The sequence below is a fragment of the Collinsella aerofaciens genome (assembly GCF_039758815.1).
In the GTDB taxonomy this organism is placed as follows: domain Bacteria; phylum Actinomycetota; class Coriobacteriia; order Coriobacteriales; family Coriobacteriaceae; genus Collinsella; species Collinsella aerofaciens_BP.
In genome coordinates, this window is record NZ_JBDMSK010000013.1 from 25,442 (window position 1) to 39,868 (window position 14,427).

13 protein-coding genes and 3 tRNA genes are annotated in these 14,427 nt (G+C 61.1%); 11 read left to right on the forward strand and 5 right to left on the reverse strand.

Features of this window, described 5'->3' with window-relative positions; genetic code table 11:
• Positions 1-13: 13 nt before the first annotated feature.
• Genes sufC through sufU form a run of 5 tightly spaced genes read left to right on the forward strand, consistent with a single transcriptional unit; the run spans position 14 to position 5,259 of the window.
• A complete protein-coding gene (sufC, locus tag ABHT90_RS06835; RefSeq protein WP_117821353.1) occupies positions 14-814 on the forward strand; it encodes a Fe-S cluster assembly ATPase SufC in 801 nt (266 codons plus the stop codon).
• 12 nt (positions 815-826) lie between these two features.
• The gene (gene sufB / locus ABHT90_RS06840; protein WP_022094821.1) at positions 827-2,239 is read left to right on the forward strand and encodes a Fe-S cluster assembly protein SufB; all 1,413 of its coding nucleotides are present in this window, start codon (positions 827-829) and stop codon (positions 2,237-2,239) included.
• Positions 2,239-3,510: a SufB/SufD family protein gene (locus ABHT90_RS06845; protein WP_346982022.1), complete on the forward strand. Its 1,272-nt coding sequence runs from the start codon at positions 2,239-2,241 to the stop codon at positions 3,508-3,510. Before sufB ends, ABHT90_RS06845 begins: the two co-directional genes overlap by 1 nt.
• The gene (locus ABHT90_RS06850; protein WP_199570199.1) at positions 3,507-4,832 is read left to right on the forward strand and encodes an aminotransferase class V-fold PLP-dependent enzyme; all 1,326 of its coding nucleotides are present in this window, start codon (positions 3,507-3,509) and stop codon (positions 4,830-4,832) included. The genes ABHT90_RS06845 and ABHT90_RS06850 overlap by 4 nt, the downstream gene beginning before the upstream one ends.
• Positions 4,825-5,259 (forward strand): Fe-S cluster assembly sulfur transfer protein SufU, encoded by a 435-nt coding sequence (sufU, locus tag ABHT90_RS06855; RefSeq protein ID WP_117735615.1) that lies wholly within the window; start codon positions 4,825-4,827, stop codon positions 5,257-5,259. Before ABHT90_RS06850 ends, sufU begins: the two co-directional genes overlap by 8 nt.
• 65 nt (positions 5,260-5,324) lie before the next feature.
• Here the strand turns inward: sufU and ABHT90_RS06860 are convergent, their stop codons facing one another.
• Positions 5,325-6,134 (reverse strand): transposase, encoded by an 810-nt coding sequence (locus tag ABHT90_RS06860; protein WP_346982023.1) that lies wholly within the window; start codon positions 6,132-6,134, stop codon positions 5,325-5,327.
• 403 nt (positions 6,135-6,537) lie between these two features.
• Between ABHT90_RS06860 and ABHT90_RS06865 the strand changes: the two genes are divergently transcribed.
• From ABHT90_RS06865 to dinD, 4 genes are all read left to right on the forward strand, one after another.
• Positions 6,538-7,272 (forward strand): iron-sulfur cluster assembly scaffold protein, encoded by a 735-nt coding sequence (locus ABHT90_RS06865; protein ID WP_006235554.1) that lies wholly within the window; start codon positions 6,538-6,540, stop codon positions 7,270-7,272.
• Positions 7,273-7,290: 18 nt separating this feature from the next.
• The gene (locus ABHT90_RS06870; protein WP_346982024.1) at positions 7,291-8,295 is read left to right on the forward strand and encodes a GGGtGRT protein; all 1,005 of its coding nucleotides are present in this window, start codon (positions 7,291-7,293) and stop codon (positions 8,293-8,295) included.
• Positions 8,296-8,551: 256 nt separating this feature from the next.
• A complete protein-coding gene (locus ABHT90_RS06875) occupies positions 8,552-10,078 on the forward strand; it encodes an FAD-dependent oxidoreductase (RefSeq protein WP_346982025.1) in 1,527 nt (508 codons plus the stop codon).
• 161 nt (positions 10,079-10,239) lie between these two features.
• Positions 10,240-11,100 carry a DNA damage-inducible protein D gene (gene dinD / locus ABHT90_RS06880; protein ID WP_138112793.1) on the forward strand — a complete coding sequence of 287 codons (861 nt, stop codon included), beginning with the start codon at positions 10,240-10,242 and terminating at the stop codon, positions 11,098-11,100.
• Between the two features lie 85 nt (positions 11,101-11,185).
• Here the strand turns inward: dinD and ABHT90_RS06885 are convergent.
• From ABHT90_RS06885 to ABHT90_RS06895, 3 genes are all read right to left on the reverse strand, one after another.
• Positions 11,186-11,261 (reverse strand) — tRNA-Lys (locus tag ABHT90_RS06885).
• Positions 11,262-11,304: 43 nt separating this feature from the next.
• A tRNA-Lys gene (locus ABHT90_RS06890) sits at positions 11,305-11,380 on the reverse strand.
• A 22-nt stretch (positions 11,381-11,402) separates the two neighbouring features.
• Positions 11,403-11,479, reverse strand: a tRNA-His gene (locus ABHT90_RS06895).
• A gap of 166 nt (positions 11,480-11,645) precedes the next feature.
• Here ABHT90_RS06895 and ABHT90_RS06900 point away from each other — a divergent pair.
• Both ABHT90_RS06900 and ABHT90_RS06905 read left to right on the forward strand, forming a co-directional pair.
• Entirely contained in the window at positions 11,646-12,827 is a 1,182-nt protein-coding gene (locus ABHT90_RS06900; RefSeq protein ID WP_138112795.1) for a pyridoxal phosphate-dependent aminotransferase, read from the forward strand.
• 141 nt (positions 12,828-12,968) lie between these two features.
• Positions 12,969-13,859, forward strand: a complete 891-nt coding sequence (locus ABHT90_RS06905; RefSeq protein ID WP_138112797.1) for an ROK family protein — start codon at positions 12,969-12,971, stop codon at positions 13,857-13,859.
• A 114-nt stretch (positions 13,860-13,973) separates the two neighbouring features.
• Here the strand turns inward: ABHT90_RS06905 and ABHT90_RS06910 are convergent, their stop codons facing one another.
• Entirely contained in the window at positions 13,974-14,423 is a 450-nt protein-coding gene (locus tag ABHT90_RS06910; RefSeq protein ID WP_138112799.1) for a VanZ family protein, read from the reverse strand.
• Positions 14,424-14,427 lie beyond the last annotated feature (4 nt).

Here is a 14,427-nt window from a genome sequence, read left to right on the forward strand (position 1 = left end):
AGAGAGGGACAGCATGAGCGCAAATCCGCTGCTTTCCATCGAAGGTCTGACCGCCTCCGTGGACGAGAAGACCATCCTCCACAACGTCAACCTCAACGTCGCCGCCGGCGAGACCCACGTGCTGATGGGACCCAATGGCGCCGGCAAGTCCACCCTCGGCCACCTGGTCATGGGCGACCCCGTCTATACCGTCAACGACGGCCGCATCGTCTTTGACGGCCAGGACATCACCGAGCTCACCACCGACAAGCGTTCGCGCGCCGGCCTGTTCCTGAGCTTCCAGGCCCCGGTCGAGATTCCGGGCGTGCCGCTGTCGAGCTTTTTGCGCGCCAGCATCGCCGGCCGCCCCGGCCTGGAGATGAAGGGCAAGGAGTTCCGCCGTCGCGTCAAGGAGCTCGCGGCCGAGCTCAACATGGACACCGCCTACCTCAACCGCGAGCTGGGCGTGGGCTTCTCGGGCGGCGAGAAGAAGAAGGTCGAGATGCTCCAGCTCCTGCTGCTGCAGCCCAAGCTCGCCATCTTGGACGAAACCGACTCCGGCCTGGACGTCGACGCCCTGTCCACCGTCAGCCACGGCATGGACGCCTACCGCAAGAGCTGCGACGGCTCCATGCTCATCATCACACACAACACGCGCATCCTGGAGCACCTGGATGTCGACCGCGTCCACGTTATGGTCAAGGGCCACATCGTGCGCGAGGACGACGCCTCGCTCATCCCCTGGATCGACAAGAACGGCTTTGAGACCTTCGAGCGCGAGGCCGCCGAGCAGCGCGCCCAGGCCGAGTCTGCCGCTGCCGAGCAGCAGGCGTAAAGGGGCGACGCAATGACCAAGAACCGCACCGAGGTCGCGGACATCGACCGCAGCCTCTACGACTTCACCTATGGCGAGGAGGGATTCGAGCGCCTCGACGCCGGCATCACGCCCGACATCGTGCGCGAGATCAGCGCCAAAAAGGACGAGCCGCAGTGGATGCTCGACCTGCGCTTAAAGTCCCTCGAAATCTTCAACCGCTTCCCGGATCCGACGTGGGGCCCCTCCATCGAGGGCCTGGACATGGATAACATCGTCACCTACGTCAAGCCCAACACCGACCAAAAGCACGACTGGGAGTCGGTGCCCGACGACATCAAGAACACCTTTGAGCGCCTGGGCATCCCCGAGGCCGAGCGTAGCTACCTGGCAGGCGTCGGCGCGCAGTACGACTCCGAGCTCGTCTACCACAACATGCAGGACACGGCGTCCAAGATGGGCATCGTCTACTCCGGTATTGAGGAAGCCCTGCACGATCCGCAGTGGGAACCGCTCATCCACGAGAAGTTTATGACGCTCATCCCGCCCACCGACCACAAATTTGCGGCCCTGCACGGCGCCGTATGGTCGGGCGGCTCGTTTGTCTACGTGCCCAAGGGCACCAAGCTCGATTTCCCGCTGCAGAGCTACTTCCGCCTTAACGCCAAGGGCGCCGGCCAGTTTGAGCACACGCTCATCATCGTAGAGGACGATGCCGACCTGCACTTCATTGAGGGTTGCTCCGCGCCCAAGTACAACGTGGCCAACCTCCACGCCGGCGCCGTCGAGCTCTTTGTGGGCAAGCGTGCGCACCTGCGCTACTCGACCATCGAGAACTGGTCCAAGAACATGTACAACCTCAACACCAAGCGTGCGCGCGTGGACGAGGACGGCGACATCGAGTGGATCAGCGGCTCCTTCGGCAGCCACGTGGGCTACCTCTACCCCATGAGCGTGCTCAACGGCCGCCGCGCCCGGTCGAGCTTTACCGGCATCACCTTTGCCGGCGCCGGTCAGAATCTCGACACAGGCTGCAAGGTCGTACTCAACGCGCCCGAGACCTCGGCAACCGTCGAGACCAAGGGCATCTCCAAGAGCGGTGGCATCCAGACCTTCCGCAGCTCCATCGTGGCCACGCCCAAGGCCGAGGGCTCCAAGGCAACCGTGAGCTGCCAGTCGCTCATGCTCGACGACCAGAGCCGATCCGACACCATCCCGGCCATGGACATCCGCGCCAAGAACGTCGACATCGGCCACGAGGCCACCATCGGCCGCATCGGCGACGACAAGGTGTTCTACCTGATGAGCCGCGGCATCTCGGAGGAAGAGGCCCGTACCATGATCGTCAACGGCTTTGCCAACCCGGTCTCCAAGGAGCTGCCGCTGGAGTACGCCGTCGAGATGAACAACCTGATCAAGCTCGAGATGGAAGGAGCGATCGGATAATGAAACAGACCACGAACACCGCTGCTACCACCCTTGAGCAGGTCAATGCGATGCCGGCTGCCACTTGGGGTTGGCTCAAGATGAACCAGACCAAGCTCGAGCTTTCGGACGAGCTTTCCGCCGCTCCCGCCGAGGCCGTTGAGGTTGATGGATTGGAAGAGCAGTTTGCTGGCACGGCCGACGCCTTCGACGCCGCCATGGATGCCATGGCCGAGCGCTTCCCCGAGCGCCGCGCCTCCGCCCCGGGTGATGCCGCCGACCGCGCCCGCATCACGCCCGAGACCGAGCTCGACGTGCCTGCGACCTCCGTCTACCAGGCCGGCGCCATCAAGCTCGAGGAGGAGCTCTCCCCTGCCGAGGCCTTCGAGACTGGCATGGGCGAGGCTGCCTACACCTACCTGGCCGACCACGCTACCAAGCGCATCGTCATCGATGTGCCCGCATACAAGCACGCCACGGTTACCGTGCGCGTGAGCGCTGTCGATGCCGCCGCGGCCATCGCCGCCATCGACGTCGTCGCCCGTCCCCAGTCGACGCTCGATCTACATATTGCCCTAGACTCCCCCGTTACCGGCGAGGGTGTCGTGGGCTCCGTGCTACGCGTGTGCGCCCACGAGTACGCCACCGTCAACGTGACCTGCACGCAGACGCTCGACGATAGCTGGATCGCGCTCGACGACACCGGCCTGTTCCTGGACGAGGGCGCGCGCGTCAACGTGCAGCACACCGTCCTGGGTGCCGGTGCCAGCGCCACCGGCCTCGCCGGCGACCTGTTGGGCGATACCGCCAAGGTCACCATCGATACTGACTACCTGGGCGCCCGAGAGCAGGTGCGCGACTTTAACTACGAGCTGCGCCACCGCGGTCGCAAGACCGAGTGCGAGATCGACGCCAACGGCGTGCTGACCGGCACGTCCAAGAAGGTCTACCGCGGCACCATCGACCTCGTGCACGGCTGCAAGGGTGCAACCGGCACCGAGCGCGAGACGGTGCTTTTGGCCAACAAGGGGGTCGACAACAAGACCATTCCCGTCATTCTCTGCGACGAGGACGACGTCGCCGGCAACCACGGAGCCACCATCGGCCACGTCCGCGACGAGCAGCTGTTCTACCTCGCCTGCCGCGGTCTTGACCAAAACGCCGCCGAGGACCTGTTCGTCCGTGCCAAGCTGGAGGACGCCGCGCTTTCCGCCACCGACGAGCGCACCCGCGCCGCCGTCGTCCGCCTGGGCAACAACCTGATCGACAACTTTGAAGAGGAGCTCGCATGATCGACACCGAGCACGTTAAATGCGATACCTGTACCGCACCGGAGCCTATGGAGCTCGACGCCAGCGACGAGGCCTCGCGCGGCTGGCCTACCGTCGACATCGAGACCAATCCCTACAAGGCACAGTTCCCGCTGTTCCAGCAACACCCCGAGATCGCCTTCCTCGATAGTGCCGCCACCGCGCAGCGCCCTGCCTGCGTGCTCGACGCCGAGCGCGACTTCTATCAGCGCATGAACGCCAACCCCCTGCGTGGCCTGTACTCGCTGTCCGTCGAGGCCACCGACGCCATCGCGAAAGTCCGCCAGCAGATCGCCGACCTCATCGGTGCCTCACAGGCCAACGAGGTCGTCTTCACCCGCAACACGAGCGAGTCGCTCAACCTGGTCGCCAAGAGCTTTGCACCCACGGTGCTCGAGCCCGGTGACGAGGTCGTCATCACCATCATGGAGCACCACTCCAACCTGATTCCGTGGCAGCAGGTCTGCCGCGAGACCGGCGCCAAGCTCGTCTACCTCTATCCCACCAAGACCGGCCAGCTCACCACCGAGGAGGTTCTTGCCAAGGTGGGACCCAAGACCAAGATCCTGGCCGTGGGTCAGGTCTCCAACGTGCTAGGAGTCGAGAACCCGGTCAAGAACCTCGGCAAGCTCGTGCACAAGTACGGCGGCTATCTGGTCGTCGACGGCGCGCAGTCGCTGCCGCACATGCCGGTCGATGTGGCCGACCTGGGCGCCGACTTCTTTGCCTTTAGCGCGCACAAGGCCATGGGCCCCATGGGCATCGGCGTGCTGTGGGGCAAGATGGACCTGCTCAACGCCATGCCGCCAGTGCTTACCGGCGGTGAGATGATCGATTCGGTCACCGAGCAGGACGCCGTCTGGGCGCCCGTTCCCGAGAAATTCGAGGCCGGCACGCAGGACGCCGCCGGCATCTTCGCCACGGGTGCGGCACTCGACTACCTGGTCAACACCGTGGGTTACGAGAACATCCAGGCCCGCGAGCAGGCACTCGTCCACTATCTGATGGGCGAGCTCATGCAGCTCGACTTTGTCCAGATCATCGGCTCCATCTATTGGGACAACCACCACGGCGTTGTGAGCTTTAACGTCAAGGGCATCCACCCGCACGACGTCGCGAGCATCATGGACATGGACGGCGTCTGCATACGCGCCGGCCACCACTGCGCGCAGCCGCTGCTCACCTGGCTGGGCGTCGAGAACCTTGCCTGCTGCCGCGCCAGCGTGGCCTTCTACAACGACAAGGCCGACATCGACAAGTTCATCGCCGGCCTGCATCACGTTTGGAGCACGTTCAATGGGTAATCTGTACACCTCCACCACATTTATGGAGCACAACTCGCACCCCGACTATAAGTATGAGATGGATGCTCCCACGCACGAGCACGACGGCATCAACCCCAGCTGCGGCGACGAGCTCACCTTGCAGCTGCGCGTCGAGAACGGCGTGATCGAGGAGGCCTCCTTTACCGGCCACGGCTGCGCCATCAGTCAGGCCAGCGCCGACATCATGGCCGACCTCATCACCGGCGAGACCGTCGAGGAAGCTCGCCGCCTAGCAGAGCTCTTCCTTGCCATGATCCGCGGCGAGCAGCTCTCCGAGGAGGACCTGGAAGACCTGGACGAAGCCGCCCAGCTCCAGGACATCTCGCACATGCCCGCCCGCGTCAAATGCGCCGAGCTCGCCTGGCGCACCCTCGACGGCATGCTCACGGGACAAAATAATCAGTAGAACTTGTCCCAAATCTTAAGATTTTTGTTGGCCGAATCGCTTGACAAGAGTGGTTCGGCCATTTTCTATTCCGAGAGCTCAGCCTGTGCCTTCACCCGCGCATAAGCGCGCACGATACGAGATACGGTACTCTTGCTGATTCCCGTATACCGTTCGACCTCGCGCACCGTGTAGCCGCCATCGTGCAGAGCGAAAATGATTCTGTCTCGCCGCGAGGGCGCAACGGTCTTGAGTTCGTTGAGCGGAACCCCGAGGCTCTTCGCCATCTTGTCGGCAAAGGCGTGGCGTTCCCACTCCGTCTCTTTCATATCGCACAGCGCTGACTCACTGCCGGCGGGCGTCGAAAGCGAATAGGCAATAAAGCCCTCGGCAGAGCCAAAAAGCTCAAGCACGCAAGAAGGATCAGAAAATCCCCTCGCGGCATGGGCCACATCACCGTCGTAAGCGCGTAGATGTTCCGGAAAGCTGCTCCAGGGATAACGCTCGATTAGGCTAACGCCCACCTCCTGCGGATCGGCGTGTACAGAGCGAATAGCCTCCATCACCTGCCAGTCGGTATCGAGTGAGCGCCGGTCAAAACGGTTCTGGAACAGATGCCCGGAGCGTCCGGTACGCTTGTTGAACCGACGAGCGTACGTCAAAAGCAGTCGGTGCATCGCCGCGCTCATCGTGTCCTCATAATCCGAGAGTACCAGATCCACGTGGTCGTTCATAAGGCACCACGCAACGACCGTCACGCCCTCCTCGCGGCAGCACTCGCGCATCAGCTCCAAAAACTCCAACCGGTCGTCATCGCCCTCAAAGATGAGCCGCTTGCCCGTACCGCGGGCACAGACATGGTAAAAGCCGGTAACCGTTCTCCAAACGCGCTGCATGGCGCTCCCTTCGCCGGGATCTGCTTGCCATCCAATACAGCACGATTGAAGCGTGCCATCAAAACATTCACGCAAAACAATACACTCGCGCGGCCAAAGGCAGTAATCAGGCGGCGAACGGCACCGTTGCAACAGGTCAACCCCTGCAACGCTTACAAGAGCTGACCAAAAGCTTGCCAAAGACGGACCCCCTCTACGGAAGTTCGCGACCACAGAACATAGCGTTAAACCGTTTCAATTAAAACTTCCGGACTTCTCGCTACGAAAACTGAGCCGTTCGCCGAATATTCCGTGCATTTCGCGGTATTATAGGGGCTGCATGTCATGTCCCTTTCGAAGGGTCGCCCGGCAATCGCCAGCCACGACCCCCAGACGGGACGCCAACACGATAGAGAGGAGAGGCATGCAGTACTCACAGGAAGTGGAGAACATGTGCCCCGTTGCCAAGGGTGCATACCACGGCCCCGCACCCATCCCCGAGGAGGGCAAGTGGGTCCAGGCTAAGGAGATTTCCGACATCTCCGGTCTTACGCACGGTGTGGGTTGGTGCGCACCTCAGCAGGGCGCCTGCAAGCTCACGCTGAACGTCAAGGACGGCATCATCGAGGAGGCCCTCGTTGAGACCATCGGCTGCTCGGGTATGACGCACTCTGCCGCCATGGCTTCCGAGATCCTTCCCGGTAAGACCATTCTCGAGGCCCTCAACACCGACCTCGTCTGCGACGCCATCAACGTTGCTATGCGCGAGATCTTCCTGCAGATCGTTTACGGCCGCAGCCAGACCGCGTTCTCCGAGGGCGGCCTGCCCGTGGGCGCCTCCCTCGACGACCTCGGCAAGGGCCTTCGCTCTCAGGTCGGCACCATGTTCGGCACCAAGGCCAAGGGCGCTCGTTACCTCGAGCTCGCTCAGGGCTACGTCACCCGCATGGCTCTCAACGACAAGAACGAGATCATCGCTTTCGAGTTCCTGAACCTCGGCAAGTTCACCGACGCCGTCAAGGCCGGCAAGACCCCCGAGGAGGCCATCGCTGGCGCTATGGGCCACTATGGTCAGTGGGAGAACGCTGCCAAGTACATCGACCCGCGCACCGACGAGGAGACTCACTCCGTCGCCAGCGTGTTCCCGGTTCACGAGTAGAAAGGGAGGGAAATAACTATGACTGTTACGTTCGAAGGTTACGAGCGCCGCGCTGACAAGATCAACAAGTGCCTCGCCGACAACGGCATCGCCTCCCTCGAGGAAGCTCTGCAGATCTGCACCGACAAGGGCTTCAACCCGCGTGAGATCGTCAACAACACCCAGTCCATCGCCTTCCAGAACGCTGAGTGGGCCTACACCCTCGGCTGCGCTCTCGCTGTCAAGCGTGGCGCCAAGTCCGCTTCTGAGGCTGCCGCCATCATCGGCGAGGGCATCCAGGCCTTCACCGTTCCCGGCTCCGTCGCCGAGGACCGCAAGGTCGGTCTGGGCCACGGCAACCTGGGCGCTATGCTGCTCTCCGACGACACCGAGTGCTTCGCCTTCCTGGCCGGCCACGAGTCCTTCGCTGCCGCTGAGGGCGCTATCGGCCTGGCTCTGAACGCCAACAAGGCTCGCAAGAAGCCGCTGCGCGTTATCCTCAACGGCCTAGGCAAGGACGCCGCCCAGATCATCGCCCGCATCAACGGCTTCACCTATGTGAAGACCCGGTTCGACTACTACACGGGCGAGCTCAAGGTCGTCGAGACCATCCCCTACTCCGATGGTCCCCGCGCTGCCGTTAACTGCTACGGCTCCGACGACGTCCGTGAGGGCGTTGCCATCATGTGGCACGAGAACGTCGACATCTCGATCACCGGTAACTCCACCAACCCCACGCGCTTCCAGCACCCCGTTGCTGGCACCTACAAGAAGGAGCGCATCGAGGCTGGCAAGAAGTACTTCTCCGTCGCTTCTGGTGGCGGCACTGGCCGCACCCTGCACCCGGACAACATGGGCGCCGGCCCTGCCTCTTACGGCATGACCGACACCATGGGCCGCATGCACTCCGACGCCCAGTTCGCCGGTTCTTCCTCCGTGCCTGCGCACGTTGACATGATGGGTCTCATCGGCATGGGCAACAACCCCATGGTCGGTGCCACCGTCGCCTGCGCTGTCGCCGTCGAGGAGGCCCTCAAGGCCTAATCGCGCCCGCGCGATGCTCATATAGTTGAGCTTTGGAGTCGCTACCTTTCGAGGTAGCGGCTCTTTTTGTTTGCGCTGGCGCAGGGTAGCTAATGCCGGTATATCAGCTGGGGCGAAATACGAGATGTGATGAGATGGAGCGTCAGAGCGTCCATGACGCCCACCTGCCATATTTGCCCTTTACCGATTTGCCGGGTCTTTGCGGCCCCATTGCCGATCACCCGTGCGACAATGCGCCGGACGAGAAAGGAATCCGATGGAATCGACTGATGTACTGGTAATTGGATCTGGCATTGCGGGCCTTTGCGCCGCCATCGAAGCGGCACGCACGGGTGCAACCGTCACTGTGGCAAGCGCCGGCAAGACTATGAGTGGATCGAGCTTCTTCCCCGGAACCTGGGGCCTAGGGCTTATCGGACCCGTTAACGAAGACGACGAGCAGGACCTCATCGACACCATCCTGGCCGTCGGCGGCGGCGTTGCCGACCCCGATCTCGTCCAAGCGTTCGTCCACGGCATTCCCCAAGCGATTGACTGGCTCGAGCAAGACCTGGGCGTTGAGCTCCAGCGTCCGCAAAGCGCCAAGAGTGCTCAACAAAAGCAATTTATCCCCTGCTTTGACCACAAGACGCGCATGTGGCGCGGCCTCACCCGCAAGCCCCTTGAGGACTCTCTGACGACCTGGATCGAGTCGCTCGGCATTCGCCTGCTCCCCCGCCATGAGCTTATCGACCTTGTTGAGGACACGAACGGCAGAATAACCGGAACCGTACTCTACGACCTTACCGAAAATCGAATCGTGCCCTTTGCTGCCAAGGCCACGGTCATCGCAGCCGGTGGCACAGGCGGCCTGTTCGAGCGCAGCCTTACGTCGGCTGATGTGCTCAGTTCCTCGCAGGCCATCGCGCTGGCGCACGGCGCAACACTTACTAATATAGAGTTCATGCAGATGATGCCCGGCTTCATCGAGCCCAGGCGTAACTTGGTCTTCAATGAGAAAACCTGGCGCTACGTGCACGTAGACCAGCCGGTAGATATTGCCGACGACAAGCTGGACGACCTGCTCGAGCAGCGCTCTGGATATGGTCCCTTCACGTCACGCTTGGCCTCCCGCGCTATCGATCTCGTCATCGATCAGGCAGGTGTCGAAGGCCTGGCACTCCACTACGACTTCCCCCGCGAGGATGTCCCAGAGTTTGTGCAGACCTTTGCCACCTGGCTGCAAGACGAGCACGGCATCGCGCCGACCGACGAGATGCGCGTTGCGATGTATGCCCACGCCGCTAACGGCGGCATCAAGATCGATAAGACCGCGCACACGGGCGTTGAGGGCCTCTACGCTTGCGGCGAGGCGACAGGCGGCATGCACGGCGCCGACCGCATTGGTGGCTTGTCAAGCGCCAACGGCATCGTATTCGGACGCATCGCGGGCGCATCGGCAGCCCTTGCAGCGCAGAAAGAGCCTGAGGCGGCCCTGAAGGCGGATATCACCCTCCCCCAGTACGGCATTGCCGCAACAGATGCCGAACGCCTGACACACAGCCTTAGGCACACGATGAGCACCTTTTGCATGATCAACAGGACCGAAACAGGCCTATCCGAGGCCCTGCAACAGCTTGAAAGCCTGCAAGACGAAGCCACGGCTCTAAATAAGCCACATGCCAACGACAGCGAAATCGCTGCCCTCGCCCGCCTGCAATCGCAGATTCAACTAGCACAGGAAATGGTCAAAGCCATGCGCAAGCGGACCGAAAGCCTGGGTTCGCACTATCGAGCGGACTAAGCCGAGCACCCCTCCAGAGCAGAACACAACTTCTCGATATTAATGGGTCCCGTGAACTCAAAGCGACACAGGGCCCATTCGTGTCCGCGCGGGCAAATATACTCATTCTGAATACGGAGTCGACATAGTCCACGTAGACAAACGAACAGAAAGGAAGAGATATGGACAGCAGGGATATCGAGAAATGGCGTGTCGAACTTGACAGCTACGCCCATGTAGAAGACGGCGTTGAGTATTGGCTCGCACGCGATTTAATGGAACCCCTCGGATACACCCAATGGCGTAATTTTGAGACTGCAGTTAAGAGATCCATGGCATCGTGTGACACCAATAAAATGCCTGTTGCCGCCCATTTTGCTGAGGCCAGCAAAATGGTAGATGCCGGCATCGCCAAACGAGCCGTAAAAGACTACAAGCTGACGCGCTACGCATGCTATTTAATCGCCCAAAACGGAGACCCAAACAAGCCCGAAATCGCACTCGCACAGGCGTACTTCGCCGTGCAGACACGCCGTCAGGAGCTCATAGAGCAGCGCTTCGCAGAGATTCAGCGCTTGCAGGCGTGCCACTCGCTATCCGATTCAGAGAAACAGCTCTCGGGCATTGCGTTCAAACGAGGCGTGGACTCCAAAGGATTCGCGATCATCAAGTCGAAGGGCGATGAGGCGTTATTCGGCGGCAGAAGCACGGCGGACATGAAGCGGCAGCTTGGTGTGTCCAAGAGTGCTGCATTGGCGGACAAGCTAGCCGATGTTCTCATCAAAGCAAAGGACCTCACGAACTCGATGACGGCCTTCAACGCCGAGGAACACGACTTGTACGGTCTGGACCAGATCAAACAAGAACACGTCGAGAACAACACGAGCGTGCGTGGCAGCCTCATCGACCGCGGAATTGTTCCCGAGAACCTACCGCCTGCCGAGGATACAAAAAAGCTCGAGCGTCGCGTGAAGGCAGACGAGAAGAAACTCAAGGAGGGTACTGACGGTTTCACCGATCCCCAGGGTAGACTCAATCTGTGAAAGCGGCCGCGCCCTTTCGGGTTCGACCCCATGAAAGGTCAACAAAAAAAGACGGCCAACCGAAGTTGACCGTCTTAACTTGCTTTGGTGGGCCGTCAGGGGGTCGAACCCTGGACCTTGGGATTAAGAGTCCCCTGCTCTACCAACTGAGCTAACGACCCAAAGCTAAAGTCCGTTGTGGCGGACTTTAGAGGAGATATCGTGTGGTGGGCCGTCAGGGGGTCGAACCCTGGACCTTGGGATTAAGAGTCCCCTGCTCTACCAACTGAGCTAACGACCCGATATCAACACGAAGCAAGAACTGGGGTGGGTAAAGGGACTCGAACCCTCGACCTACGGGACCACAACCCGTCGCTCTAGCCAACTGAGCTACACCCACCGTGTCCTGTGCGCTTCGCGCTCGACTATTATTGCAAGGAACGCCACGTGATGCAAGCCCCAATTTTCAAGAATTTTGAAAAGAGTCTTTCGAGACCATTTCGAGCAAATCCCACCGGTTTCATAGGAGTAAACTTGCCCCACTGCAAATGCTCGAAAGGACCGTCATGAAAGAACTCTCCAACCGCACGGCAACGTTTACCGATTCGGTCATCCGCCGCATGACACGCATCTCCAATAAGTACGGCGCTGTCAATCTCTCGCAGGGCTTCCCTGACTTCGATCCCCCAGCGCAGCTGCTCGATAGCCTCAGCACCATCGCCACCGACCCCAAGCCGCTTTACCACCAGTACTCCATCACCTGGGGCTCCCAGGCCATGCGTGAGGCGCTTGCCGCCAAGCAGGAGCATTTTATGGGCATGTCGGTAAACCCCAACGAGAATATCGTAGTCACCTGCGGCTCCACCGAGGCCATGATGGCCGCCATGATGACGGTTACGAACCCCGGAGACAAGGTCGTCATCTTCTCGCCGTTCTACGAGAACTACGGCGCCGACACGATCCTTTCGGGTGCCGAGCCTATCTACGTGCCGCTCAACCCGCCCACATTCGACTTTGACCGCGAGACACTCGAGGCGGCCTTCCGCGACAACGACCCCAAGGCCATCGTCCTGTGCAACCCTTCCAACCCTTGCGGCAAGGTCTTTACGCGCGAGGAGCTCACCTTTATCGCCGACCTCTGCAAAAAGTACGACACCTACTGCATCACCGACGAGGTGTACGAGCACATCGTCTACGCGCCCCACGAGCACGTCTATATGGCCACGCTGCCCGGCATGTTCGAGCGAACCATCAGCTGCAGCTCGCTGTCCAAAACGTACTCCATCACCGGCTGGCGTCTGGGCTACACCATTGCCCCGGCCCAGATCACCGAGCGCATCAAGAAGGTCCACGACTTCCTCACCGTGGGTGCCGCCGCTCCCCTGCAGGAAGCTGTCGTCACCGCCCTCAACTTCGACGACAGCTATTACCAGGAGGTCCTCGACCTCTACACCGCCAAGCGCGACCTGTTCTGTCAGGGACTCGGCAGCATCGGCCTCACGCACAACGTGCCGCAGGGCGCCTACTACGTCATGATGGACATCTCTGAGTTTGGCTATGACAGCGACCTCGAATTCTGCGAGGACCTCGCGTCTAAGGTGGGCGTGGGCGCCGTGCCCGGCTCGAGCTTCTTCCGCGAGCCCGTCAACCATCTGATTCGTTTCCACTTTGCCAAGCGAGACGAGACGCTTAACGCGGCGCTGGAGAACCTCAAGTCGCTACGTGATAAAATCAAGCCGCGCGGGTAAGGACGGCCCGGCAACTAAAGCAACCAAAGAAGCCTCGCACCGCCCGCCGCGTTGCGAGGCTTCTTTCTATAGCGCTTTCTTAAATAGTTTAGAGCTCTATACTTTAGTCACGGAGCAACTCGTCCCAGAGAGAGGAATACTATGGCAGAGCAGCAGCTTATCGGAGCGCTCGAGGCCGGTGGCACCAAGATGGTCTGCGCCACGGGCTATGCGGACGGTACGGTCCTAGAGCGCGAGCAGATCGCGACCACGACCCCGCAGGAGACCGTTGAGGCCGTCAACGCATGGTTTGCCGACAAGGGCATCGCCGCGCTGGGCATCGGCGCCTTTGGCCCCACCGCAGTCAACCCTGCCTCGCCCCAATACGGCAAGATCCTGGAGACGCCCAAAACGGCATGGCGCTACTTTGACCTGCTGGGCACTATCCAAAACGAGCTCAATATCCCCTGCGGCTACGATACCGACGTCAACGTCGCCTGCCTGGGCGAGGTCACGTTTGGTTGCGCCAAGGGCCTCACCGACGTGGTCTACCTGACCATCGGCACCGGCGTGGGCGCCGGCGTGCTCTCGGGCGGTAAGCTCGTGCACGGCATGATGCATCCCGAGGCCGGCCACATCCTGGTCACGCGCGACCCGCGCGACACCATTGGCGAGCACAGCGCCTGCCCCTTCCACGACAACTGTCTCGAGGGCCTCATCGCCGGCCCCGGCGTTAAAAAGCGCTGGGATGGCAAGAGCGCCGGAGACATGGCCGATGACCCGGAGGCCATGGACCTGCTCGCCGGCTATCTGGCACAGGCGCTCATGACCTACACGCTGTGCTACGCGCCGCAAAAGATCATCATCGGCGGCGGCGTGGCCGACCACACCCCCATCGTGCCGCTCGCACGCAAGAAATGTGCCGAAATGCTCAACGGCTATATCGTCACGCCCGAGGTCAACGACATCGATACCTACATTGTCAACAACAGCCTCGAGGGCAAGCAGGGCATCATGGGTTGCCTTGCCCTGGGCGCACAGGCGCTTCAGTAACAGACGCACCCACGGGGCGTGGCGCGCCCAGCAAATCCGACCAATGGAACGACGCCACCACGCCTCATATAAGCCCTCAAATAAAAAAGGCCGCCTAGGACCAAACAATACGTCCTAGGCGGCCTTTTTGGCGTACATCAGCGACCGTAAGAGATATCGGAGCACAACGCCCATTGCCGCTCCACAGCAGTCGATCATCACATCGGTGATCATGCCGGCGCGTCCCGGCACAAAGAGCTGAATCGTCTCGTCGATCGAGGGAATCAGCAGCAGGAACACCGCCGTGGGCAGCAGCACGTCAAAGGTGTGCCGGCCCTCAAAATCAAAAGCGTGCGTTGCCAGGATGCCGAGCACCATATACTCGGTAAAATGCGCGCACTTGCGAACAACAAAGTTGGTCACCCATTCATATGGAAGTCCCACGCCGTGCAGGAAACCGCGGATAGCTTCCATGACCGTTAGGCTCAGCGAGCCCGACCCCGAGCCGGGAACCAGCGAATTGCCCCAGATCAAGAGCGCCATCAGGCAGGTCACGACCGCCCATTTTCGATTGATCTTAACCATGCAG

Excerpts from the sequence above, each read along its gene's own strand:
- sufC (WP_117821353.1), top strand. The coding sequence starts at position 14 with ATGAGCGCAAATCCGCTGCTTTCCATCGAAGGTCTGACCGCCTCCGTG.
- sufB (WP_022094821.1), top strand. The coding sequence starts at position 827 with ATGACCAAGAACCGCACCGAGGTCGCGGACATCGACCGCAGCCTCTAC.
- ABHT90_RS06845 (WP_346982022.1), top strand. The coding sequence starts at position 2,239 with ATGAAACAGACCACGAACACCGCTGCTACCACCCTTGAGCAGGTCAAT.
- ABHT90_RS06850 (WP_199570199.1), top strand. The coding sequence starts at position 3,507 with ATGATCGACACCGAGCACGTTAAATGCGATACCTGTACCGCACCGGAG.
- sufU (WP_117735615.1), top strand. The coding sequence starts at position 4,825 with ATGGGTAATCTGTACACCTCCACCACATTTATGGAGCACAACTCGCAC.
- ABHT90_RS06860 (WP_346982023.1), bottom strand. The coding sequence starts at position 6,134 with ATGCAGCGCGTTTGGAGAACGGTTACCGGCTTTTACCATGTCTGTGCC.
- ABHT90_RS06865 (WP_006235554.1), top strand. The coding sequence starts at position 6,538 with ATGCAGTACTCACAGGAAGTGGAGAACATGTGCCCCGTTGCCAAGGGT.
- ABHT90_RS06870 (WP_346982024.1), top strand. The coding sequence starts at position 7,291 with ATGACTGTTACGTTCGAAGGTTACGAGCGCCGCGCTGACAAGATCAAC.
- ABHT90_RS06875 (WP_346982025.1), top strand. The coding sequence starts at position 8,552 with ATGGAATCGACTGATGTACTGGTAATTGGATCTGGCATTGCGGGCCTT.
- dinD (WP_138112793.1), top strand. The coding sequence starts at position 10,240 with ATGGACAGCAGGGATATCGAGAAATGGCGTGTCGAACTTGACAGCTAC.
- ABHT90_RS06900 (WP_138112795.1), top strand. The coding sequence starts at position 11,646 with ATGAAAGAACTCTCCAACCGCACGGCAACGTTTACCGATTCGGTCATC.
- ABHT90_RS06905 (WP_138112797.1), top strand. The coding sequence starts at position 12,969 with ATGGCAGAGCAGCAGCTTATCGGAGCGCTCGAGGCCGGTGGCACCAAG.
- ABHT90_RS06910 (WP_138112799.1), bottom strand. The coding sequence starts at position 14,423 with ATGGTTAAGATCAATCGAAAATGGGCGGTCGTGACCTGCCTGATGGCG.